Below are 21,590 nucleotides of genomic sequence, written 5' to 3'. Positions count from 1 at the left end.
TCATCTTCGCTTCCTTTGATAGAGCTACGATGAGCCGAAAATCCTCTCTTCTCAATTAAACCAATTCTGTCTCAAGGGCGCTGATGTCGGACAGGTACAGCGCCCATCGTTACACTGGAAAACCTTGACGACTTCAAGCGCATGTACGGCAGGCCAATATCGAACGAGCCTACCGCAGACAAGGCCACCGAGTTGGCCGAGATCCAGGAGCTTGTGCGTTCCACCTATGTCGGAACCGTCCTTTGGGCGGACAAAGATGATTTTGCCAATGTGAAAGGCAGCACACATGATCCGAAGATCGACGGATTGTCGTGGATTGGTCTATGGTCGAAAAAGTGCAATAACAATAACGCTCCTCAATATTGCACCTCTCATAACTGGTTCAGCAACGATCATGATCGTCCGTGCAATGGCGATCTCATTGGTGGGCATGTGATAACGGGGCAAGCCTCGTCACGAGAACCTGAGGGTGCGACCGTTTATATTTACCCGATTTGCACAAGACACAATGCAAACAACAATTCGTATATGCATGTTTTATATAATAACAGGGGTGTTCAGTTAAAGTATTGGGAGTAATGACAATATAAATTTCTTGTAAAAGAAACCTCCGCCACTGGTGGGGGTTTTGGGGGTTGCGATTAATACGGTTCTTCGCTGAATTCGATTCACTGGCTTCAAAAAACGTCATGAATTTGAATCTCTGATGCAAACCGGATGTCGCCTTGAACCACGCCAGGTTTGCCGGAGGTTGTTTGGTTTAAGTTATGCGTCCATCGTTGATTCGTCGAGCATGGCGTCATACTGCTCCTCGGCCTTGTAGAGGCCGTTGGTCGTTTCGGCGATGGCTTTGTCGCAAGAGTCGCCAACGCTTCCGACAGAAGGCTCGATGCCTGCCACGGCCAGCTGCTCCGAATACTTGACCGACACGTATTGAACACTCCAGTCCGAGCGGTGAATCAGGCCGCCGCCATGAATAAGACGCGCACTGAGATTTTCTGACAGAGAACAAAATAATGAAACTCCGAGTCGTCGGTTGGCTTCCTTTCAAGAGCAAGCCGTTCCCAATGTCTGCTGAGCCAGATTTAGACCTGCGCTTTAGGCATGGGCACGACGCAGCTCCGTGGGCGATTGTCCGTAGAGCCGGCGAAAGAGCCGCGCAAAATGGGAAGCACTGCCGAACCCGACGTCGAGTGCGATTTCGATGAGTGGCGCCTCTGTCTGGAGAACCAGTTGCCTGGCGCGTTCCATGCGAATGCGGGTATAGACAGCCCCGGGAGAGGTTTTCATTTCGTCAGTAAACAGACGTTCGAGCTGTCGCCGGGATAAGCCGACCGATGCGGCGAGATCTTCGGTCGGCACCACGTCTTCGATGTGGTTCTCCATGGTGATCAGAACCGCCTTCAGGCGCGAATCTCGACATTCGATCGTAAGCGGCTTGCGCGGCTGTATATCCAGCCCGGATCTGGCTCGCGCGATTTGCAATACCTCCAGTGCGTTTCGCTCTGCATCCCCGCTGATGTGTCGTCTGACGAGAAAGGCGGCCATGTCGGCAGCGCTGCTTCCGCCAGCGCATGATCCGCGGCTCCGATCGAGATTGAACAGGCGGTCGGAGCGAACAGGATTGCCGGGGAACTGCTCCCGGTAGGCTTGATAGTGGAGCCAGCTGACACAGGTCTGGTGTGTCTTCATCAGGCCAAGACGCGCCAGGATGAATGTGCCTGTGCAAACTCCGATCAGCGGAATTTTCTGTGTTGCGGCTTTCTTCAGATAGTTGGCGGTTTGATCGTCGATGGTGATGTCGGCGTTCAAAAGGCCGCCGACGACGACGATGTAGTGGAATTTTCCGGGATCGATAAAGTCCGATGTCGGCGCGACCTGAACACCGCAGCTCGATGTGATGAGATGCCGCGTGCTGCCCAATACCTGCCAATCGGCCAGGACTCTGCCCGATTTGTCTGCTTCGTCGCTTGCCAGTCTCAGCGTATCGATGAACAGGGCAAAGGCGGAAAGAGTAAATGATCGTGCAAGGATGAACCCGACCTTCAAGGGATCGCGTTTCACTTCCTGTGTGACCGGTTTCATGGAATGCCTCGCCTGACCAAGCTCTTCTACTTGAGCTGGAAACCATAGGCTAAAGGATCTCGATCGTCGACGAAGATCGTGTTGTGGCCGATGATCCTTGCCCAGCCTGCAACGCTGGGCTTAATGCCCTTGAAGCGTCCGATTTGAACTTCCGACTCGATGCATCCCTCGAATATCGTGCCGATCAGGCTCTCCTGGCGAAACCTGTCGCCGACCTTCAACCGGCCTTTGCCATGGAGTTGAGCGAGGCGGGCTGAGGTGCCGGTGCCGCCGGGGGAGCGATCTATCGCCTTGTCGCCATAGAAAACCGCACCCCGTCCATCGGCGTTGTCATTCGTCGGCGCATCACACCATAGGGCGTGGTGGACGCCTCTGATCCTCTCATCCTCGGGGTGAACCGGATTGCAGATCGGCTCGAGCGCGTCTCGAAGCTTCCTGCTGATGTCGACGATCTCGTCACCCGACATGCCGCCCAATCCAGGCCAGTTCCCCTGCGGTTCGATGACGGCATAATAGTTGCCGCCATAGGCGACGTCGACCGTCAGCGTTCCAAGCCCCGGCACATCGACTTCGATGTCCGCCGCATGCAAGTAGCTTGCGACGTTGAACATGCGGACGGCCTCGACGAATTCGCCGGGCTTTTCGTAGGTCACATCCACTCGACCGGCGGGCGTTTCGATGGACAGCTTGCCGGGAGTGCGTGGCGTGACCAGCCCCTCCTCGACCGCCGCCGTCACCAGACCGATCGTACCGGCTCCACACATGGGCAGACATCCGCTGACTTCGATGAAAATTACGGCAAAGTCGCAATCTTCGCGATAGGCGGGATAGATGATGGCGCCGGACATGATGTCATGTCCACGCGGTTCGAACATCAGCGCTTGGCGAATCCAGTCATGGTTGCGGACGAAAATGTCGCGGCGGTCGGCGACCGGAAGGTGAGGGAGCAAAGGGCCGCCGCCGGCGACAAGCCGTACCGGATTGCCGCAGGTGTGTGAATCGATGCAGAAGAAGCTGTGGCGCATTCGATGATCTTTCCGTTTGAAGCAATTCCAGGAAAGGTGCGGAGCGGTTTTCCGTCCGGAATTGCTAGATAACAAGGAGCTAGAGCGGTTCGGAGATTCCGCGAAAAGCTGAACCCCTCTAGCCGCGCTTCGTCGATGACCGGGCGCGATTTTGCAACGCGCCCTTTGACAGCCTGTCGAGCAGGATGGCGATGGCGACGATCGCAAGTCCTGCCCGCAGCCCGAGCCCCATTTCCATCCGGGTGAGCCCCCGCGTCACCTCGGCTCCAAGCCCGCCGGCTCCGACGAGCCCGGCAAGAACGACCATGGCCAGCGACAGAAGAATGCATTGATTGAGGCCGACGAGCAGGGTCGGCATTGCAGAGGGAATCTCGATCTTGAAGAGGATCGAGCGCGGCGGCGCGCCCGTGGCTTGCCCAAGTTCGAGAAGGTCCTTGGGCACCTGGTTGAATGCTAGCGTCGTCAGCCGTAGCATCGGTGGCACACCATAGACGATCGTCGCGATGATTGCCGGCACGCGGCCGAGGCTGAAGATCATGACAGCCGGGATCAGATAAACCCAAGGCGGAACGGTCTGCATGATGTCGAGCAGAGGCCTTACAACCTTCTCGAAGGTTTTATAGCGCGATGCAAGGACACCCAGCGGGAATGCGATCGAGACGGAGATGGCGACTGCAACCGTGACCAGAGCTAGCGTTTGCATGGATGCAGCCCAGAAACCGGTGAAGAGGCAGAAGGCGAGCGCGACGGCGGTCACGATCGCAACCTTTATGTTAATGGCAAAGGCTGCGAGAAGAACAGCGATGACAATCACCGCATAGGGCGGCAGGTAAAGAAGCGTCGCTTCGATCCCACCGAGCACCGCCTCGATAAGTTTGGTGATGCCTTCGAAGACCGGATGAAAGTTTGTGTTCAACCAATCGACAACGGGAGCAAGATACCTGCCGGGCGAAACGCGGAGAAGATCGAGGTTCATCTTGCACCTGCCTTGGCGCGGCCGGCCGCGCTCTGTGTCAATCTGTCTAGTACCATCGTCAAGATGACGATCGCGATCGCAGCGTTGATGGACGTGGCCATGTCGAGCGTGCGCACGGCGCTGTAAATGGTTTCGCCGAGGCCGCCGGAGCCGACGATGCCTGCGATCACAACCATGCCGAACGCCATCATCAAGCTTTGGTTAATGCCCGCCAGGACACTCGGGATGGCAAAGGGCAGCCTGATCTTCGTGAACATTTGCCATGGTGTGAGGCCGCTCGCATGTCCCAATTCTATAAACGCTGGCGGCGTCATTCGAATACCGAGGGAGGTCAAGCGGATGGCGGGCGGCATGGCCACGATGAAGGTCGCAACGAGCGCGGTCGCGGGGCCAAAGCCAAGAAGGGCAATCGCCGGAAGAAGGTAGATGTACGGCGGCAGTGTCTGGATGAGGTCGAGGACCGGCTCCAGAGCCCTGTCGAACCATCGCATGAAGCCGGCGGCGATGCCGATCGGAATTCCAATAACAAGCGCGAATATGGTTGCGGTGGTGACGAGCGCAAGCGTGCTCATCGTTTCGTTCCACAGTCCCATGACAGCGCAGAAGAACAGGCCCAGCCCTGCCAGTATGGCCGACAAGGAACTAATCAGACGCCATGCGAGAAGGGCGGCGATAATCACGATGACGTAGAAAGGAGCCAGGTGAAGCAGCCAGAGGACGCCGCCATAGGTTCCCTCGAGGATCGTCCTCAAGGGAGTGAACAGCCAGTCGCCGTTGTCGCTGATCCAGCCCAGCGCGTCGTCGGTCCAGGTATCGAAGGTATCCGCAATGACCGAGATGTCCATTTTCCTAGGTCCTTCTACGCAGACATTTGTTCTTGCGCCGAGGAACCGGCAACGCCGCGAAGCAGTCCGCGGGTGGTGACGACACCGATGATGGAACCATTGTCGACCACTGCCACGGCATCGCGATCCGACCTCATCGTAAGGTCTATGAGTTCGCCGATGTCCGCTTCCGCTGAGGTCTTTAAAAGCGCGTCCACGTCATGCTGCGGTTGCAGGCTGCGATACTCCGCGATCGACTGCATGACCGAGTGAGCTTTGACGAGATGAATCCTTGATATGCCGGCGACGAAATCGGCGACATAGTCGTCGGCAGGCTTCGTTACGATTTCTTCGGCGGTGCCCACCTGAACGATGACGCCGTCCTTCATGATGGCGATGCGGTCGCCAATGCGGATGGCCTCCTCAAGATCATGCGTGATAAAGACCGCGGACTTGCCGAGCGACTTCGTCAGCTCCCGGAATTCGTCCTGCAACTGGCGGCGAATGAGCGGGTCAAGCGCACTGAACGGTTCGTCCATGAGGATGATTTCGGGATCGGCCGCCAAGGCCCGGGCCAGGCCAACGCGCTGCTGCATCCCGCCCGACAGCTCGGAAGGATATCTGGAGGTCCAGTCGGAGAGGCCGACCTTGTCGAGCGCCGCGCGGGCAGTCCTGTTGCGCTCGTCCTTTGCAACACCGCGGACTTCCAATCCGAAAGCCGCATTTTCGAGGACCGTGCGATTTGGAAGCAGCGCCACGCTTTGAAACACCATGCCGATGTTGCGCGCTCGCATGTCCCGCAGTTCGGCCGCGTTCAGTTTGGCGATCTCCTTACCCTTGATCGTGATCCTGCCCATGCTCGGCTCGATAAGGCGATTGAGAAGGCGGACCAAAGTCGACTTGCCGCTGCCGGAAAGCCCCATAATGCAGAAGATCTCGCCGCGACGAACCTGAAGATGGGCATCGGAGACACCGACGACGCAGTCGAACTCGTCAAGTACTTGCTTCTTGGAGAGTCCACGCTCGGAAACGGCCTTTACAGCGGCGGTCGCCCGCGCACCGAAAATCTTCCAGACATTCTGGCAATCGACCAGGATTTCACCGCTGTTATCCATGACAGTGTTCATTGTCTTCCCCGCGCGGCCGGTCCATTGCCGGCCTGTTCGTCTTCGTTGAGGGATACGGGCCGCGCTGGCGGCGGCCCGTCGTCGGCATCATTCGCCCTTGATGTTCTCCCAGCGCTTCAGGAGATCGGCGTGGCTCGTGGTCCAGTCCTTGATGGCATCGTCCATCGTCTTGCCGTCATTTACGGCGCTGTTGATCGCGGTGATATCGGCAAGCGGCACATAGACGCTGGCGATGACCTCGCGGGCGTGCGGATAATCGGCGGAGAAACCTTTCTTGCCGATCCAGTAATAGCTCTGCGGCGGCGGGAAGATGCCCTTGGGGTCCTTCAGGAATTTCACGTCGTATTTCTGCATCATCCAGGACGGTTCCCAGATCGTCACCGCGATCCATTCCTTGCGATCAACGGCCGACTTCAGGGCTGCGGTCATGGCTGCGGTGCTGCCTTCGACGAGCTGCAGTTTCAGGTCATAGCCTTTGACCGCGTTGGCGGTATCGCGCATCAGGCCCGAGCCCGGCTCGATGCCGACGATCTTGCCGCCGAACTTGTCGGCATTGGCGTTCAGCTGGTCCATGGAGTCGATCGGCACATATTTCGGGACGGCGACGCCCTGGAACAGGCCATGCGAAACGGGCGAGATCTTCTCGAGACGCTTCTTGTTCTTGTCCCAATAGTCCTGGGCGACGTAGTCGGTCTGAGAGGCGAGAATCTGGATGTCGCCCTTGCTGAGTGCTGCATAGGCGATGCCCCATTCGGAGAACGGCACGACCTTCACGGTGTAGCCGGCATCCTCCAGCACCTTCTTGGTAATGCCGGTGATCGGCGTCAGGTCTTCCCACGACATCGTTCCGACGGTGATGCTCTTCTCTTCCGCATGGGCGGAGAACACGGTCATTCCGACCATCGCGGCTGCGCAGAGCGCCTTCCACAAAGTCTTCATTTTTCTTAGCTCCTAGTTTTCGTTCCCATTATGTTGAAGACCTGCGGTCGGCGCAGTCTTCATATTGCGCGGCGACGGATCATCCCTCGCGGCCTGCGCGCAATTCCTGCAAACGGATCACCGAATTGATGCCGAGCCATGCGAAGGGTTCGGGTGGCAGCCGGGATGGTGCGGGGTGATCCATGTATTGTTCGAGATGTTGGGAGGTCGTGCCGGTCGCCAGTTCTGCGGCCATGATGCCTGCCAATGTGCTCTTGACGGTACCGAGCCCGTTTTCGCAGCACGCCGAGTAAAGTCCCTGGTCAAGCGCGCCGAACGCCGGCACATGGTTCCGGCTGAGGCAGAGGCGCCCGGCCCAGCTGTGTTCGAAGGGGATGTCCTTTAGCCCGGGAAACCGCGCATCGAGCGAATTTCGATGCTCTTCGGCCATTTTGGCCATTCGCCGATCTGAAACGGTAATCGCCGTCTCGTAGGTGTATTTCGTCCGGATGACGATGCGCGACTGTCCGCCCGAGGTGATCTTTCGCACCGTCGCACCCATGGCGTCGGCCGGAAGCAGCGCCCATCTATCCCGTCCCGAAATTCTTCGGCCGAGATCTTCGGCTGGGAATGGAGCCGTCATCGAGGCATAAGCAAAGATATGCATCAGACGGCCGCCGAAGTGGCCGAAGTCAGTGATGTGACCGTTGACACCGAGGATAACGTTCGGGGCGATAACCTTGCCCCGGGTGGAGCCTGCGGTCCAGGTTCCACCCTCGCGCGTCAGGGAGGTGACGGGCGAGCGCTCGAAGATGTCGAGCCTGTGCGATAGCCCCGCGGCAAAGTCGCGAACATAGTCGGCCGGTTGGATCAGCACGGCGCCCGGCGTGAAGAGACCGCCGAGATAATAGTCGGAGCCGGTAATGTCGCGCATTTCGGCGGCGTCGAAAAACATATGCTTTTCGCCCGCGCTCCTGAGGGATTGGCTGAAGCTGATGTTCAGCTTCATTCCACGCGCAGTTGCCGCCGCATTGATCTTGCCTGCAGCATCGAAAGTGTCGGCCGACATGCCGTATTCATCGGCGGCCTCCTTCGCAAAGGCGATCGCAGCCCTGTTCTGAGCCATCTCCAGGCGCGTGGCGTCCAGACCGCCGCTCGAATATTCGCTCGATGAAAGGTTGTGCGGGACATCGATCATAAAGCCGGAATTGCGGCCCGATGTGCCCTTGCCGATTTCGCTTGCATCAAGCACGACGATTTTATCGTCGGGCCGGAGCTGCAGCAGCCGGCGCGCGGCGGAAAGCCCGGCGAAGCCCGCGCCGATGATCAGCCAGTCCGCGGTCACGTTGCCGTCCAGGCTCCGGATCGGGAGAGAACGTCGACTGATCGCCTCCCAGCCCGAGATGCCGTTTTCTGCCGGCAAACGTTTGACGGACTTGGTGATCATCGGATCGTCTCGTCCACCGAGCGATCGGAGATGTCGATCCAGATGGTCTTCAGTTCGCAATAATTGTCATGGGCGAAGATCGACTTGTCACGCCCGCCGAAGCCGGACTCCTTATAGCCGCCGAACGGTGTCGTCGCGTCGCCTTCGCCGAAGCAGTTGACGGTGACGAGGCCAGCCCGGATGTCGCGCGACAGCCGGATCGCGTTCTTCAGACTGCCGGTATAGACCGATGCCGTCAGCCCATAATTGGTATCGTTGGCAAGAGCGACGGCCTCGGCAATGGTGTTGAAAGTCGTCACCGACAGGATCGGTCCGAAGATCTCTTCCCTGAACAGCCGGCTTGCGGCCGTGACACCGTCGACCACCGTCGGCTCGACGAAGATGCCATCATGCGTTTCACCGCCATGGGCAATCGTCAGCTTCTCGCTTTTGACGTCGTCGAGGAAGGATGTGACCTTCTCGTAGTGGTTTTTGCTGACCAGGGCGCCGACGCGGTTTTCCGGGTCAAGGGGATCACCCGTCTTCCACTCGCGCATATAGGCGCCGATGCGCTTCAGCAGGTCATCCTTGACTTTTGAATGGACAATGAGGCGCGAACTGGCGCTGCAGTTTTCGCCCATGTTCCAGAAGGCACCATTGACGATCTGCTCGGCGACGAGATCCAGATCCTCGGCATCATCAAGCACCAGGGCGGGGTTCTTACCACCGCATTCGAGCACGACCTTCTTGAGGTTCGAATCGGCCGAATAGTGCAGGAAGCGACGGCCGGTCGGCGTCGAGCCGGTAAAGGCCACCATGTCGACATCCATGTGCAAGCCGATCGGTTCGCCGACATCCTTGCCGCCACCGGGGACAACATTGAAGACGCCGGCGGGGATGCCTGCTTCATGCGCGAGCTCCGCGACGCGCAGCGTGGTCAGCGTCGTCTCCTGCGCCGGCTTGACGATCACCGAGCAACCGGCAGCCAGCGCCGGGCCGATCTTCCAGGCCAGCATCAGCAGCGGGAAGTTCCAGGGCAGGACGCAGCCGACGACGCCGATCGGCTCGCGCACCACCATGGCCAGCGCATTCGGGCCGACCGGATTGGTGTTGTCGTAAAGCTTGTCGATCGCCTCGGCATGCCAACGAAGGGTATGGATGGTGTCGGGCACGTCGACAGTCTGGCACTCGCGAACCGGCTTGCCGCTGTCGAGGCTTTCCATGACCGCCAATTCGTGACGGTTCTCTTCGAGAAGCCTGGCGAACTTAATGAGCGTCGCCTTGCGCTCGCCGGGCGACAGCTGACGCCAGCGGCCATCCTCAAAAGCCTCCCTTGCCTTCAAGACGGCGTAATCGACATCGCTGGCATCGCAGGCGGCAACTTCGGCGAGGAGCTTACCGGTGGCCGGGTTCGTGGTCTTAAACGTCTTGCCGGAGTTGGCAGGGCGGAAGGCGCCATCGATGAAGGCATTCGTCGGGAAGTGAAGGCCGGCCGCGATCGCCTTATATTCTGCTGCGGTCAAGGGTTCATGCATGATTGGCTCCCGACGTGATCTGGGCGACCGTGCGCTTCAGCGTGGTGACAACGGTCTCAAGGGTTCGCTTTTCTTCGGAGATCAATCCGCGCAGCGGTGCGCGCACCGGGCCGGCCTTCAGGCCGATGATCTCGCAGCCATGCTTGATCGACTGCACGAACTTGCCGCATTCGAGGAAGTCCATCAGGGGCAGCATGGCCGTCATGATCGCCCGGCCCTTGTCGAAGTTCTTTTCGATGATGCAGGCTTCATAGAGCGCGACGTGTTCGCCCGGCAGGAAATTCGAGCCGGCGCAGACCCAGCTCCTTGCACCCCAGGCAAAGAATTCGAGCGCCTGATCGTCCCAGCCGCAGGACAGCGAAATATGCGGAAACTTCCGCGCCAGCAGATGGAGGTTGCCCATGTCGCCGGAGCTTTCCTTGATCGCTCTGACGTTTCTGGACTTGCCGACGCGGGAAAAATATTCCTCGCCCATCATCACTCCCATGCGGGCGGGATAGTTGTAGAGCATGATCGGCAGGTTGGCGGCCCGATCGACGGTCAGCGCATGAATTGCGTTTTCCTTCTCCGTCGGCAGAGCATAGGGCGGCGATGACACCAGGATCGCATCCGCTCCGATGTCCCTCGCGGCCTTTGCGTACTCGACGGAATCTTCGGTGCGTGTCGCACCGGTTCCGACGATGAGCGGCAGGCGGGTGCCGACGACTTGCTTGGCGTAGGCGGCGAGCTCGAAACGTTCCTGGCTGCTCTGGGCATAATATTCGCCGGTGGAGCCGCCGATAATGATGCCGTGGACCTTGGCCTCGATGAGGGATTCCAGGACAGCTGCAAACGCGGCTTTGTCAATTTGACCGTCCTGTCCAAGCGGGGTGATCGCCGGGGTGTAGATGCCTTCGAAATTCAAGACGATTTCTCCATGGATGCGGCGGGCATCTCGACGAGCGCATCCGCCTTCATTCCCTGTGGAGCGATGAACATTTCCATGTTCTCGCGCGACAGTTCCCAATGCTCGAACACCAGGTCCACGACAGTGTCTTCGTCATGCCGCGCGATCGCCTCGATGAAGCCGTCATGGTGTTCCACGGCAAGCTGAAGCCGCTCGCGCATGTCGTCGTTTTTCGGTCTGAAGAAGGTGTGGCCAATCCGTGCGTGATCGATCAGCAGGCGGCCGAGGCTCGGTTGCAGATAGGCGTTGAACGACATCTCGCCGATGATTTCATGGAAACGGTTGTTTTCGAGCACCATGGCTAGAGCGTCGCCCGAGGTGCTCGCCGAACGAAACCGATCCTGCGTTTCCTTGAGGTCGACGAGCTGCTTTGGCTTGAAGTTCTGAACCGCCAGCCTGCCGATTGCCGCGTAGATCATCGGTGCGACGAGGAAGAAGTGCCTGAGGGTCTGATGGTTCATCGGGCTGACGCGCGCGCCACGGTTAGCGCGGATGTCGATGTAGCCTTCACCTTCCAGCCGTCTGAAGATTTCGCGCACGGGCGTGCGGGAGAGCCCGTACTGCTCGCTGAGACTGACTTCATCCAGGTCCTGATCAGGATCGAGCTCCATGGTCAGAATTTGACGTTTCAGATCGTCGTAAAGACTGTTCTTCCCGCCCTTCATCACGACCTCCTCCTTGAAGTTTTGCCGGAACCGAGCCCGGCGGGTGCCTTGCCGATGGGAGAAAGCTCTCACAGCCGGATTGATGAGTCAATGAAATTGTATAATTTGCGTACACAATAGATGTTATAAGAAAATACAATCCGGAAATGGCGGATGCTTTTTCAGTCGTGCCTGGGAAAAATGGTCCTGGATGGTGGCGGCGCGTTGGTTTGAGTGGCTCCTGCCATGCTATCGAGAGCACGCGCTTGCGATTGAGAGCGCGGTAAATCCATCGGCGAGGGTTTGGAGGGGTCCAAGCCATTTCAGAGTATGATTTGGCCAGGCTCTTCAATCTGAAAGGAAGGGCTAGGCGCAGCCTTTACGATCTCGGGCGAGCGATCTCGGCGCAATGCCAATGCCGCCATGATCGTTTGATTGATGCCGGCCATGATCGTCGGCAAGGCAAGTGGGAGCTGGACCTTGAAGAGCTTTTGCGCATGTGATGTTCCAAATGCGTCGGCCGCCTCCAGAACATCCCTGTCCACGAGGCGTATCCCGAGACCCGCTCAAACGGCCATCAGGAGGTTTCTCCCATGCTCATCGATTTTGAAAACGCCGCGGAAAGCCCATTGCGGACAGCGACTTCGAACCCGGATGCGCGCATTTCCTCGATCGCCGCAGCTGTCGTGCCGTGATAGGAAAGAAACGTGCGAACTATGTCGCCGGGACACTCGGATCGGCGCTCGAGCAGGCGGCCGGCGCCCACCAGCAGTGTGGACACGGCGCGCTTGGCGACGTCGCAGTCAAGCCCATGATCGATCGCGTCATCCATCATAGCGGCGGTGAGAAGAGCCGGGAAGGCCGGCCCCGAACCCGTCAGGCCGGTCAGATAATCGATCGCACGTTCACTGCCGACTTCGTCCTCGCTGCCGCAGGAGGCAAAGATCCGCCGCACGATTGCGCGATCGTCTTCCGGGAGCTGGTCTGATCCGATCCATGGGGTGTAGGAACATGAGACCTCGGCTGCCGCGTTCGGCAGTGCACGAACAACCCTTTCGGTTGCGTGCCGGGCCTTGAGCGCAGCAAGTCGGATGCCGGCCATGACGGAAATGACAAGCTTGCCGGATGCGTCGATCGACAAGGCGGGCCAGTCCTGCGGCCGCACAGATAGAAGAACGACGTCGGATTGATCGACAAGCGCCTGGTTGTCTTTCGTCCAGAACGCGTCCGGGAAAGCGTCATTCGGCTCGCGTCGGTAGGACATGGAGAGGTTCGACTGCTCGACTATGCCGGCCTTGAGGACTGAGGCGGCAATTGTGCCGCCGAGCCATCCGGCTCCGCCGACTATGCCAATCCTCAGCGAACCGCTCATCTCATTGCTCCTACTGGCCGGGTTTGTATCCATGCCTTGCGAAAAAGCGATCAAGTTCGCGCTGCTGCGGAACCTGGCCTGTATAGATTGCGATGTATTCGGGAATGCGATGCATGCGCAGCGCGATACTTTCCTTCGACTGCATTGAGATGTAGCCGATCTGAACCAGGTAGGTCGTACGCGCCCGGACGTCGGCGGTGGCGGCCGAATGACCGAAGCGCGTGAACATTCGGGCAAGCGCATCCATGCGCATCTTATCGGCATCCTGAACGTCGTTCAGGATCTCGGGCGACTGAAGGGCCCAGCTTCGAATTGCAAACTCAAACTTGCTGTCGAACAGCTTTTCGTCGAGCCAGCAGTCAAAAACGTTCAGCATCGCCTCCGCCAGGGTTTCTGCATAGGCTTCGGATTGCCTGACGATGCCGCCGGTATTGGTATCGCGCCAGCGCGCAACCAGACCTGCCAGCAATTCCTCGCGATCTTTGAAGAACCAGTAGAAGCTGGTGCGCGATAGATTGAGCTTCTTTGCGAGCGGCAGGATCTTCACCGAATCCACGCCGGATTCCAGAAGAGATTCATAGGCTGCCTCCAGCCATCCTTCCTGCGATCCGCGCCAGCCGCTGTCATTCAGTGTTTGATCCATATGGTATCTCCTAACAAATTGCGGTGGGGCGCACAATGAAAATGTACATATATGTCATGTTCATCGACCTTAGTGTTTTCCTTGTTGACACATATGTACATTTTCCCTAGCGTCACTGCCTGCGTACCTAATCCGGAGCCCGGCGCATGTCGAACGATCCTCTCCTTCAGCCATTTCAGATCAAGCACTTAACGCTCAAAAACCGCATCATCGTCACGTCGCATGAGCCGGCCTATCCGGAGGACGGGATGCCGAAGGAGCGGTATCGCGCCTATACCGTGGAGAGGGCCAAGGGTGGTGTCGCATTGACAATGACGGCCGGCTCGGCCGCTGTCTCGCGCGACAGTCCGCCCGTCTTCAACAATCTGCTCGCATATAAGGACGAAATCGTTCCCTGGGTTCGGGAGATGACGGACGCCGTCCACGAACAGGGCGCCGCCATCATGATCCAGCTTACCCATCTCGGGCGCCGCACGCGCTGGGACAAGGGCGATTGGCTCCCGGTCGTGGCGCCGTCGCATCACCGGGAAGCGGCACATCGCGCATTTCCGAAAAAGCTCGAGGACTGGGATATCGAGCGCATCATCAAGGATTTCGCCGATGCTGCCGAGCGCATGAAGGCCGGCGGCATGGATGGCGTGGAATTGGAGGCCTATGGCCACCTGATCGATCAGTTCGCCTCGCCACTGACCAACGAACTCGACGGCCCCTATGGCGGCCCGCTCGAAAACCGCATGCGCTTCTGTCTTGATGTGTTCAAGGCGATACGAAAACGGGTGGGGGACGACTTCATCCTCGGCGTCCGCTATACCGCCGACGAGCGTCTTGGCGGCGGAACGGACAAGGCGGACGGAATCGCGATTTCGAGGATGCTCAAGGAAAGCGGCCTCATCGATTATCTCAATGTCATCCGTGGCCACATTGACACCGATCCAGGCCTCACGGACGTCATCCCGATCCAGGGAATGGCCAGTGCGCCTCATCTCGATTTTGCCGGCGAAATCCGCGCCGCGACGAATTTTCCGACCTTCCATGCCGCCAAGATCCAGGATGTTGCCACCGCGCGTCACGCCATTGTGGCTGGAAAGGTGGACATGGTCGGCATGACCCGCGCCCATATGACCGACCCGCATATCGTGCGCAAGATCATAGAAAAGCGTGAGGACGATATCCGGCCCTGTGTCGGCGCAAACTACTGTCTCGACAGGATCTATCAGGGCGGCCTGGCATTCTGCATCCACAATGCGGCGACCGGACGCGAGGCAACCATGCCTCACATCGTGGAAAAGGCTCCCTCGCGCAGGAAGGTCGTCGTTGTGGGGGCCGGGCCGGGCGGGCTTGAAGCTGCCCGCATTGCCGCCGAGCGTGGCCACGAGGTCGTGGTTTTCGAAGCCGCGAACAATCCGGGCGGCCAGATCCGGCTGACGGCCCAGAGCGAACGTCGGCGCGAGATGATCAGCATCATCGACTGGCGCATGCGCCAATGCGAAAAACATGGCGTGACCTTCCATTTCAATAGCTGGGCTGACGCCGAGACGATCGTCGCTCAGGACCCGGATGTCGTCATCATCGCGACCGGCGGCCTGCCGCATACCGAGGTGCTGTCGAAGGGTAACGAGCTGGTCGTGTCCTCCTGGGACATCATCTCTGGCGATGTCAAACCAGGCTCGAATGTCCTCATCTTTGACGATGCAGGCGACAATGCCGGGCTGCAGGCGGCCGAGTTCATCGCCAAGGCTGGAGCAAAGGTCGAGATCATGACGCCTGACCGATCATTCGCGCCGGAGGTCATGGCCATGAACCTTGTCCCCTATATGCGCTCGTTGCAGAAGCTCGACGCCACCTTTACCGTGACTTACCGGCTGGAATCGGCCGAGAAGCAAGGCAATCAGATCATTGCCACTGTCGGCAGCGACTACGGCGGCGTTTCCAAGCAGCGCGTGGTGGATCAAATCGTTATCAACCATGGCACCATTCCGCTCGATGAACTCTATTTCGAACTGAAGCCGCTATCGAAAAACCTCGGAGAGACTTCATACGATCAGCTTTTGGCGGGTGAACCACAATCGATCACGCGAAATGCCGAGGGCAAATTCCAGCTGTTCCGGATCGGCGATGCCGTTGCGGCCCGCAATACCCATGCGGCCATCTATGACGGGCTTCGGATCGCAAAGGATCTCTGACACCAGAAAGCGCAAAGCGCACGATTGAGATGATAAGGAACCCGCAAATGGCAGGACGCAGCGTGCAGCTTCAATCTTTCCTCGACGCTGCGTCCGCCGCGTTCAACCATTTCGCAAAGGACACAAACGCTCGCCGGTCGCTGGCCGAGATATTTTCACGGCTTCAAACGCCTGGGAACGAAAGGCACGGCGCCGGAAGTCGGCTTCCTGTGTGCGGATACCTTTCAAGCGCGGTTGCCGTTGCGACCGCCTCCGATCAACTGACAATGATGATCGCCCGGTTTCAGGAAATCGAACCGCGGTTGATATGGCGACGCCGTAAAGACACGTCCGGGACCTCTAGCGGGAACTTCGAGGATGGGCACGCCAACGCGATGATCGTCGGGCCTGGCGCGCTGGAGGAAAGGTCCGATGCCTGGATCGGCGTTACCCTCATGGCGCCGGGCGTGCGCTACCCTGATCATGACCACGCGCCTGAAGAGGTCTATCTGGTTCTGTCTGACGGCGAATTTCAGCACGGAACGTCCGAGTGGTTCAGCCCGGGACTTGGCGGTTCCTTCTACAATCCCGCGGGTATCAAGCACGCCATGCGATCGACAAACGCGCCGCTGTTTGCATTCTGGGCACTTCTTCCAGTTGCCTAAGCGAAATGACGTGTTCGGTGAGGTCGGTCGGGCATGCGTGGAGCCTGTATTGAGAATTGAATTATTCGGATTTGCTTTGGTACAGGCCTTCAATGGAAGTGATACAGTAAGCCTTGGAAAAGACAGGCGTCAGATGCTGCGGAAATTCTTGGGCCCGCGCTGCGGGACGCAGATCCGGGAAGCATGACTGGAGAACAAGCGTAGCTTGATCGGGACATTCCGCTCGGTCCGGAAGGGAAGGAGAAAACCCATGAATATTGTGGCGATCCACCCGACGGTGGATTCAGGATACCGGGCAACGGACGCCTCCTTTGGGGGAGGAACGCTCGTTTGCAATTGCACGAGCAACGCCGTGAAGGTGAAAGTCAAAAGCGATATTGCTCATAATCACGCATGCGGATGCACGAAATGCTGGAAGCCCGAAGGAGCGGTGTTCTCTGTGGTGGCGGTTGCGCCTTCGGACCAGATCGAAGTTATCGAGAATGGCGACAAGTTGGCGGTGGTGGATACTTCGGCATTGATCCAGCGTCACGCCTGCAAGCAATGCGGGGTTCACATGTATGGGCCCGTCGAGCGGGACCATCCCTTTAAGGGGTTGTCGTTCATTCATCCGGAACGCTTCCAGGACGGAGGTTGGGCGGCCCCCGGCTTTGCGGCGTTCGTCTCGTCGATCATCGAAAGTGGCTATCAGCCTTCGAAGATGGACGGCGTTCGTTCGCGGCTGAAGGAGCTCGGCCTCGAACCCTATGACTGCCTGTCGCCCGCCCTGATGGATTACATCGCCACCTGGACAGCCAAGAAGAGCGGTGCGCTTGCCGACTGAGAACGCGTGTGGGAGCGTTCAGCCGGCGCTCCCGCACTTCCTCGCACGTTCAAACCGAAGCAACTCAGATGTCTTCCCACGGAAACGTGTCGAGCCTTTCGGCGCCGGCGGTCGTGATCAGCACCTGTGTTTCAAGTTTAATGCTCTCCGATCCATGCTCGGCGATCAGCGCCTTCCGGATTGAGGAAGGCCCGCTTGCGTTCGTCCTTGAAAACTGTCGTGCCCGCTTGCTCCGGCGAAGAAATATTGCCTTCCAGCATGCGCGTGAAACCCTGTTGCTTGGCGGGAGGCCGCGTGACGCGTTGTTTAACGATCGACGACCAGATCGCTCAGCGGCCTGGAGCAACAGGGGAGGAAAAGCCCGGCATCGATTTCGCGTTGCCTTATTCCGCCATTGTGATTCATCTCGACCGAACCCGAGATCAGCTTCGACTTGCAAGTGCCGCAGACACCGTTCGAACAGGATGACGGCAAACGCACGCCGGATTTTTTCGCCGAAGACAAGACCGTCTGTTCGCTCGAAACCTCGATCTTGCGCGCCTGCTTGGCGAATTCGACCTGAAAGAGCCGGGTGCGCGGTATCTCCTCCACGACGGTCGCAGGCTCGTCGATCACCGCGGCATCGAAGCTTTCTTCGATGTAGTTGAACGTGGGAACACCGAGTGCCGATGTTATGGAGCGCGCCGCTGCCATGAAGGGTGCCGGGCCGCAGCACATCACAATTCTGTCGGCGACATCAGGCACCGCAAGCTTGATGAATTCCGGCGAGATGCGCCCGGTCAGACCGGGCCAGGACGGTTCCCCGGCAACGACCTCCGGCAGGAAGTGTAGCCGCAATCCCTTCATCCGAGATGCAAGCCAAGAGAGTTCCTGGCGGAAGATCAGATCGGGCGGTGTTCTGGCTGCGTGGACGAAGACGATATCGGCCGGTTCGCAACGGTCGGCGAGATCGCGAACGATCGACATGACAGGCGTTATGCCGGAGCCGCCCGAAAGCAGAAGAAGCTTTCGCACCGCTTCGCGGGGGCGGATGAAGTGACCGAGGGGGCCTTGCGCTTTGACTGTCATCCCGACGGCGAGCTGGTCATGCAGCCAGTTTGACACCCTGCCGCCGGCAACCCGCTTGACGGTGACAGTAAAAGCATGCGGTCGATGCGGCGATGACGAAATGCTGTAGCAGCGCGGCTCGCTTTCATCGGCAACGGGGAAATCGAAGAGGAAATACTGGCCGCTTTCAAAGCTAAAGCACTTGCCCTCGGGCGATGCGAAGGTAAAGCTGCGCACATCATGCGTTTCCTGCTGGATGTCGATGCAGACCAGCGCGTCGTCCTGTTCCTTGTCCCAGATTGCCGGACCACCTGGATTGCCTTGCCTTTCCAAGAGTTCAGTAACCATGGGCGCGCATCCGATCGATATACCAGGTCGCAAACTTGTCGAGATTGGTTTCCGAGAAGCGCGAATATGGGCCTGGCCGATAGGCCGGGTCGAGCGTGCCCGCATGCGAGCGGGCGACCAGGCTTGCGTCCTGGTCCGTCGTGGCGATCCAGACATCCGTCAGCTTTTGGAGATCGTAATCGGCCCCTTCGACGGCGTCCTTGTGCACAAGCCACTTGGTTCTGACCAGCGTCTTGCCGGCGGAAAGGGGGATGACAGTCGCGACCACGGCATGATCGCCCATGAAATGGTTCCAGCTATTGTGGCCCCACAGATGCGTGTCACCGAGATCCTTTCGGGTCATCTGGCCAAGCAGCTTCGAAGACGCCGCCGTCGCATCATGGGTCTGGGATTCGCCGGCACCGGAAATGATGAGCCGCTGTGTTCTGAAGTTGGTCGCGCAATCTGTCAGCTGCTCGACGGCTGCAGAGGGAAAGCCGTCTGCCTCCCAGGCCATCGTCCGTTGCTCATAGAGGCGGAAATGCTCTTCCGCCTGAGCGCGATCATCAGGGCTCAAGGTCTCGGGATCGAAGCCGAAATCGAGATCCACGAATGAGACGCAAAGTTCAGGGTGGTTTGCGGAGCAATGATAGCATTCACGATTGTTCTCCATCGTCAGCTTCCAGTTGCCATCCTCGATGACGTCTGTCTGATAGGCGACCTTCGCATTTTTGATATCGTAGGGCGCCAGCCGCTCCATCATGGCAATTTCCAGAGCGTCGATGTCCTCGGGAGGATTGTCGGCAAGACAGATATAGATGAGGCCGCCGATTGATTTGAAGGCAACGGGCTTGAGGCTGTGGCATTCCTTGTCGAACTCTTTGCCCATGTGCGGAGCATAGCTAAGCTCGCCCGTCAGCTCGTAGGTCCATGTATGGTACGGACAGACGAGCTTCGAAATGATCGTCTTGCCGGCATCAAGAAGGCGGGAGCCACGATGGCGACAGACATTGTGAAGGACACGGATTTCATTATCGTCGTCGCGCAACAGGATCAGGCTGGTATTGCCAACGTCGACAACCATGGCGTCCCCGGGCTCCGGTACGTCGCAGTCGAGGCCGACACAGATCCAATGCTTGTGGAAGAATACGTCCATATCCGCGTTGAACACGTCTTCGCGCGTGTAGAGACCCGCCGGCAGGGAATATCCGTCGGCACGGGCGTCAAGGAGGGCCGAAATTGAGGAAGGAAGCCTGTTTAGCATGAGCACCTCTTATGCTTTAATCCCTGCAGCGTGCGCCTGCTCAGCCGTGCCTTCAACGGCATTAATTCTCAAGTTGACATAACGAAAACTTATGGGAGGGGAGTAGTCGATGCGGTTCCGAAGGCGATTGCCCTCATTGACCGGACTGCTGATGTTGGAGGCTGTACTTCGGCGCAAAAGTTTTACGGCCGCCGCCGAGGAATTGGGCGTCACTCAGGCGGCGGTCAGCCGACAAATCGCGTTGCTCGAAGATGAACTTGGTCAGGCCATGTTCCTGCGCAAGCATCGTGCAATCGAACCGACCGCCGCTTGCCTCACTCTTGGCTCGTCTTTGGCACAGAGCCTTGCCAATATCGCTGACACGATCGAGGCGATCAAAGCGTCGTCCGAGGCCGTGGTCACGATTGGCGCTACCGTGGCATTCTCGTCCTTCTGGTTGCTTCCGAGGCTTGCGGACTTTCGCAGCCGCAATCCGGGTATCCAGATCCGGGTCATTTCGCAGGATGCGAAGATCGATCTCGATAGCGGCGAGGTCGATATCGTCATCCGCTATGGTTTGCCGCCCTTCAGCGATGGTACGGTGATCGCCTCCCGGGGAGACGTGATCATGCCGGTCTGTTCCCCCGACTATCTGAAGAGACGCGCGGCCGGTCCTTTGTCGGCAAAGGATGATTTCATCGAAACGGATGCGGCCGACCGCTCCTGGTTCTCCTGGACGCAGTGGCTTTCCAGATCGGGCGCGACATTCGAGGCAAGAGCTTCGCTCCGTTTCAACCACTACACGGAAACGATCTTCGCCGCGCGAGCGGGGCAGGGGGTTGCCCTTGGCTGGGGAGTACTTGTTCAGACGTTTCTGGACGATGGAACGCTGGTGCCCTGCGACGATTCCCAACTGATCGAGGAAGCGCGCTACAATGTCTTGCTTCCGTTAAAGGCAAGGCGGGCGGTTGCTAGCGACCAGGCAGCAGCCTGGCTCACTGCGATGCTGCACGGCTGATCCCAATAAGAGTGGATATTGATCTCGTTGCCAGCCGAGCGCTCTCCAGATTGTCTAAACATGATAAGCGCCATTTGGTGTGTTCCCTCAGACTTGTTTGGCGCTTGTGATTCAAATGACGAGTATTTGCGGTTGAGGATTTGATTAATGTCCCGGTCGCAGACTTTGCTGGTCAGCATCCGTTCTACCGCTCGGAATGATCCGCCAATAAGAGTTGCAGACGTCGTCAGTCGATCCAGAACCTCGATCGATAGTGTAACTGTTTGACGCGCTGCCTGATTTGACGCGAACCCGTCTCATGGTCAGGGACTCTCGCAGGGTGATAGGATGCCATCACGCGAGCCAAGGCCATCTCGGCTCGTCGTGCCGCCGGAGATCTTTCGCGTCGTGACGAAGGTCCGCAGCGGAATTTCGGGATAATCGAGCACATTCAGTGGATCGTTCTTTCGTCGGTGCGGTTCCTCAAGCAGATTCTGAAATGCATCACGACTGTTGCGCAAGATGAAGGTCCTGTCGAACCGTTGTCGAAATGCGGCGGCCGATTGTGGTGAGGGACGTTGCTTGTCGGCCTTCAGCGCCTTGTAGGATAGCCAGACAAGATTCCGCGAAGTTTGCGGGTCAGTGCGAAGTGGCAAAGAGGGTAGAGCCGAGGCAGAAATCAGTAGTTGTTTTACTCTGAAGCGGCCCAAGCTGTCCGTCGTCGAATGATTTGAGACTTTTTGGGCTCTGGAAGAATGGAGTTTCCGGCTCAGTTTGCGGGTTGATTTAAGCCGCTTTGGCCTGG

18 protein-coding genes and 3 pseudogenes are annotated in these 21,590 nt (G+C 58.4%); 4 read left to right on the top strand and 17 right to left on the bottom strand.

Annotated features, from left to right (window positions below):
* Positions 1-765 precede the first annotated feature (765 nt).
* The 14 genes and pseudogenes from BJ928_RS37550 to BJ928_RS37485 form a co-directional block, all read right to left on the bottom strand.
* Positions 766-969, bottom strand: a pseudogene (locus BJ928_RS37550) (hypothetical protein); the annotation flags it as partial.
* Positions 970-1,098: 129 nt separating this feature from the next.
* Positions 1,099-2,085 (bottom strand): GlxA family transcriptional regulator, encoded by a 987-nt coding sequence (locus BJ928_RS37545; protein ID WP_047637004.1) that lies wholly within the window; start codon positions 2,083-2,085, stop codon positions 1,099-1,101.
* Between the two features lie 26 nt (positions 2,086-2,111).
* The gene (locus BJ928_RS37540) at positions 2,112-3,110 is read right to left on the bottom strand and encodes a 4-hydroxyproline epimerase (RefSeq protein WP_047637003.1); all 999 of its coding nucleotides are present in this window, start codon (positions 3,108-3,110) and stop codon (positions 2,112-2,114) included.
* Positions 3,111-3,228: 118 nt separating this feature from the next.
* Positions 3,229-4,086 (bottom strand): ABC transporter permease subunit, encoded by an 858-nt coding sequence (locus BJ928_RS37535; RefSeq protein ID WP_047637002.1) that lies wholly within the window; start codon positions 4,084-4,086, stop codon positions 3,229-3,231.
* Positions 4,083-4,931 (bottom strand): ABC transporter permease subunit, encoded by an 849-nt coding sequence (locus tag BJ928_RS37530; RefSeq protein WP_047637000.1) that lies wholly within the window; start codon positions 4,929-4,931, stop codon positions 4,083-4,085. The genes BJ928_RS37535 and BJ928_RS37530 overlap by 4 nt, the downstream gene beginning before the upstream one ends.
* 14 nt (positions 4,932-4,945) lie before the next feature.
* Positions 4,946-6,037, bottom strand: a complete 1,092-nt coding sequence (locus BJ928_RS37525) for a glycine betaine/L-proline ABC transporter ATP-binding protein (protein WP_047636999.1) — start codon at positions 6,035-6,037, stop codon at positions 4,946-4,948.
* 87 nt (positions 6,038-6,124) lie between these two features.
* Positions 6,125-6,976, bottom strand: a complete 852-nt coding sequence (locus BJ928_RS37520) for a glycine betaine ABC transporter substrate-binding protein (protein ID WP_047636998.1) — start codon at positions 6,974-6,976, stop codon at positions 6,125-6,127.
* A 79-nt stretch (positions 6,977-7,055) separates the two neighbouring features.
* Positions 7,056-8,402, bottom strand: coding sequence for an FAD-binding oxidoreductase (locus tag BJ928_RS37515; protein WP_047636997.1), 1,347 nt, complete (start codon positions 8,400-8,402; stop codon positions 7,056-7,058).
* Positions 8,399-9,916 carry an aldehyde dehydrogenase gene (locus BJ928_RS37510; protein WP_047636996.1) on the bottom strand — a complete coding sequence of 506 codons (1,518 nt, stop codon included), beginning with the start codon at positions 9,914-9,916 and terminating at the stop codon, positions 8,399-8,401. The genes BJ928_RS37515 and BJ928_RS37510 overlap by 4 nt, the downstream gene beginning before the upstream one ends.
* Positions 9,909-10,820, bottom strand: a complete 912-nt coding sequence (locus BJ928_RS37505) for a dihydrodipicolinate synthase family protein (protein WP_047636994.1) — start codon at positions 10,818-10,820, stop codon at positions 9,909-9,911. The genes BJ928_RS37510 and BJ928_RS37505 overlap by 8 nt, the downstream gene beginning before the upstream one ends.
* Positions 10,817-11,527, bottom strand: coding sequence for a GntR family transcriptional regulator (locus BJ928_RS37500; protein WP_047636992.1), 711 nt, complete (start codon positions 11,525-11,527; stop codon positions 10,817-10,819). The genes BJ928_RS37505 and BJ928_RS37500 overlap by 4 nt, the downstream gene beginning before the upstream one ends.
* A 386-nt stretch (positions 11,528-11,913) precedes the next feature.
* Positions 11,914-12,066, bottom strand: a pseudogene (locus BJ928_RS37495) (ABC transporter permease subunit); the annotation flags it as partial.
* A gap of 17 nt (positions 12,067-12,083) precedes the next feature.
* Positions 12,084-12,878, bottom strand: coding sequence for a pyrroline-5-carboxylate reductase dimerization domain-containing protein (locus BJ928_RS37490; RefSeq protein ID WP_047636989.1), 795 nt, complete (start codon positions 12,876-12,878; stop codon positions 12,084-12,086).
* 10 nt (positions 12,879-12,888) lie between these two features.
* Positions 12,889-13,521 (bottom strand): TetR/AcrR family transcriptional regulator, encoded by a 633-nt coding sequence (locus BJ928_RS37485; protein ID WP_047636988.1) that lies wholly within the window; start codon positions 13,519-13,521, stop codon positions 12,889-12,891.
* A 146-nt stretch (positions 13,522-13,667) separates the two neighbouring features.
* Here BJ928_RS37485 and BJ928_RS37480 point away from each other — a divergent pair, with 146 nt between their 5' ends.
* The 3 genes from BJ928_RS37480 (at position 13,668) to gfa (ending at position 17,171) form a co-directional block, all read left to right on the top strand.
* Positions 13,668-15,704: an NADH:flavin oxidoreductase gene (locus tag BJ928_RS37480; protein ID WP_047636987.1), complete on the top strand. Its 2,037-nt coding sequence runs from the start codon at positions 13,668-13,670 to the stop codon at positions 15,702-15,704.
* Between the two features lie 47 nt (positions 15,705-15,751).
* A complete protein-coding gene (locus BJ928_RS37475; RefSeq protein ID WP_047636986.1) occupies positions 15,752-16,348 on the top strand; it encodes a dimethylsulfonioproprionate lyase family protein in 597 nt (198 codons plus the stop codon).
* A 250-nt stretch (positions 16,349-16,598) separates the two neighbouring features.
* Positions 16,599-17,171 carry an S-(hydroxymethyl)glutathione synthase gene (gfa, locus tag BJ928_RS37470; RefSeq protein ID WP_047636985.1) on the top strand — a complete coding sequence of 191 codons (573 nt, stop codon included), beginning with the start codon at positions 16,599-16,601 and terminating at the stop codon, positions 17,169-17,171.
* A 306-nt stretch (positions 17,172-17,477) separates the two neighbouring features.
* Here gfa and BJ928_RS37460 read toward each other — a convergent pair whose 3' ends face one another.
* Entirely contained in the window at positions 17,478-18,566 is a 1,089-nt protein-coding gene (locus tag BJ928_RS37460) for an FAD-binding oxidoreductase (protein ID WP_052228073.1), read from the bottom strand.
* On the bottom strand, positions 18,556-19,809 hold the full coding sequence (locus tag BJ928_RS37455) for an aromatic ring-hydroxylating dioxygenase subunit alpha (RefSeq protein WP_047636984.1): 1,254 nt from the start codon (positions 19,807-19,809) through the stop codon (positions 18,556-18,558). The genes BJ928_RS37460 and BJ928_RS37455 overlap by 11 nt, the downstream gene beginning before the upstream one ends.
* 109 nt (positions 19,810-19,918) lie before the next feature.
* Here BJ928_RS37455 and BJ928_RS37450 point away from each other — a divergent pair, with 109 nt between their 5' ends.
* Positions 19,919-20,806, top strand: coding sequence for a LysR substrate-binding domain-containing protein (locus BJ928_RS37450; RefSeq protein WP_047636983.1), 888 nt, complete (start codon positions 19,919-19,921; stop codon positions 20,804-20,806).
* 302 nt (positions 20,807-21,108) lie between these two features.
* Here BJ928_RS37450 and BJ928_RS39260 read toward each other — a convergent pair.
* Positions 21,109-21,590: pseudogene (locus BJ928_RS39260) on the bottom strand (hypothetical protein); the annotation flags it as partial.

The sequence above is a fragment of the Rhizobium sp. WW_1 genome (assembly GCF_003610155.1).
Lineage (GTDB): Bacteria > Pseudomonadota > Alphaproteobacteria > Rhizobiales > Rhizobiaceae > Rhizobium > Rhizobium tropici_A.
This window is presented reverse-complemented; position numbering and strand designations above follow the sequence as displayed.

Coding starts and splice junctions, on each gene's coding strand:
- gfa (WP_047636985.1), top strand. CDS start 16,599: ATGAATATTGTGGCGATCCACCCGACGGTGGATTCAGGATACCGGGCA.
- BJ928_RS37500 (WP_047636992.1), bottom strand. CDS start 11,527: ATGAAGGGCGGGAAGAACAGTCTTTACGACGATCTGAAACGTCAAATT.
- BJ928_RS37460 (WP_052228073.1), bottom strand. CDS start 18,566: ATGGTTACTGAACTCTTGGAAAGGCAAGGCAATCCAGGTGGTCCGGCA.
- BJ928_RS37535 (WP_047637002.1), bottom strand. CDS start 4,086: ATGAACCTCGATCTTCTCCGCGTTTCGCCCGGCAGGTATCTTGCTCCC.
- BJ928_RS37525 (WP_047636999.1), bottom strand. CDS start 6,037: ATGAACACTGTCATGGATAACAGCGGTGAAATCCTGGTCGATTGCCAG.
- BJ928_RS37485 (WP_047636988.1), bottom strand. CDS start 13,521: ATGGATCAAACACTGAATGACAGCGGCTGGCGCGGATCGCAGGAAGGA.
- BJ928_RS37545 (WP_047637004.1), bottom strand. CDS start 2,085: ATGAAACCGGTCACACAGGAAGTGAAACGCGATCCCTTGAAGGTCGGG.
- BJ928_RS37480 (WP_047636987.1), top strand. CDS start 13,668: ATGTCGAACGATCCTCTCCTTCAGCCATTTCAGATCAAGCACTTAACG.
- BJ928_RS37475 (WP_047636986.1), top strand. CDS start 15,752: ATGGCAGGACGCAGCGTGCAGCTTCAATCTTTCCTCGACGCTGCGTCC.
- BJ928_RS37515 (WP_047636997.1), bottom strand. CDS start 8,402: ATGATCACCAAGTCCGTCAAACGTTTGCCGGCAGAAAACGGCATCTCG.
- BJ928_RS37450 (WP_047636983.1), top strand. CDS start 19,919: ATGCGGTTCCGAAGGCGATTGCCCTCATTGACCGGACTGCTGATGTTG.
- BJ928_RS37490 (WP_047636989.1), bottom strand. CDS start 12,878: ATGAGCGGTTCGCTGAGGATTGGCATAGTCGGCGGAGCCGGATGGCTC.
- BJ928_RS37530 (WP_047637000.1), bottom strand. CDS start 4,931: ATGGACATCTCGGTCATTGCGGATACCTTCGATACCTGGACCGACGAC.
- BJ928_RS37455 (WP_047636984.1), bottom strand. CDS start 19,809: ATGCTAAACAGGCTTCCTTCCTCAATTTCGGCCCTCCTTGACGCCCGT.
- BJ928_RS37520 (WP_047636998.1), bottom strand. CDS start 6,976: ATGAAGACTTTGTGGAAGGCGCTCTGCGCAGCCGCGATGGTCGGAATG.
- BJ928_RS37540 (WP_047637003.1), bottom strand. CDS start 3,110: ATGCGCCACAGCTTCTTCTGCATCGATTCACACACCTGCGGCAATCCG.
- BJ928_RS37510 (WP_047636996.1), bottom strand. CDS start 9,916: ATGCATGAACCCTTGACCGCAGCAGAATATAAGGCGATCGCGGCCGGC.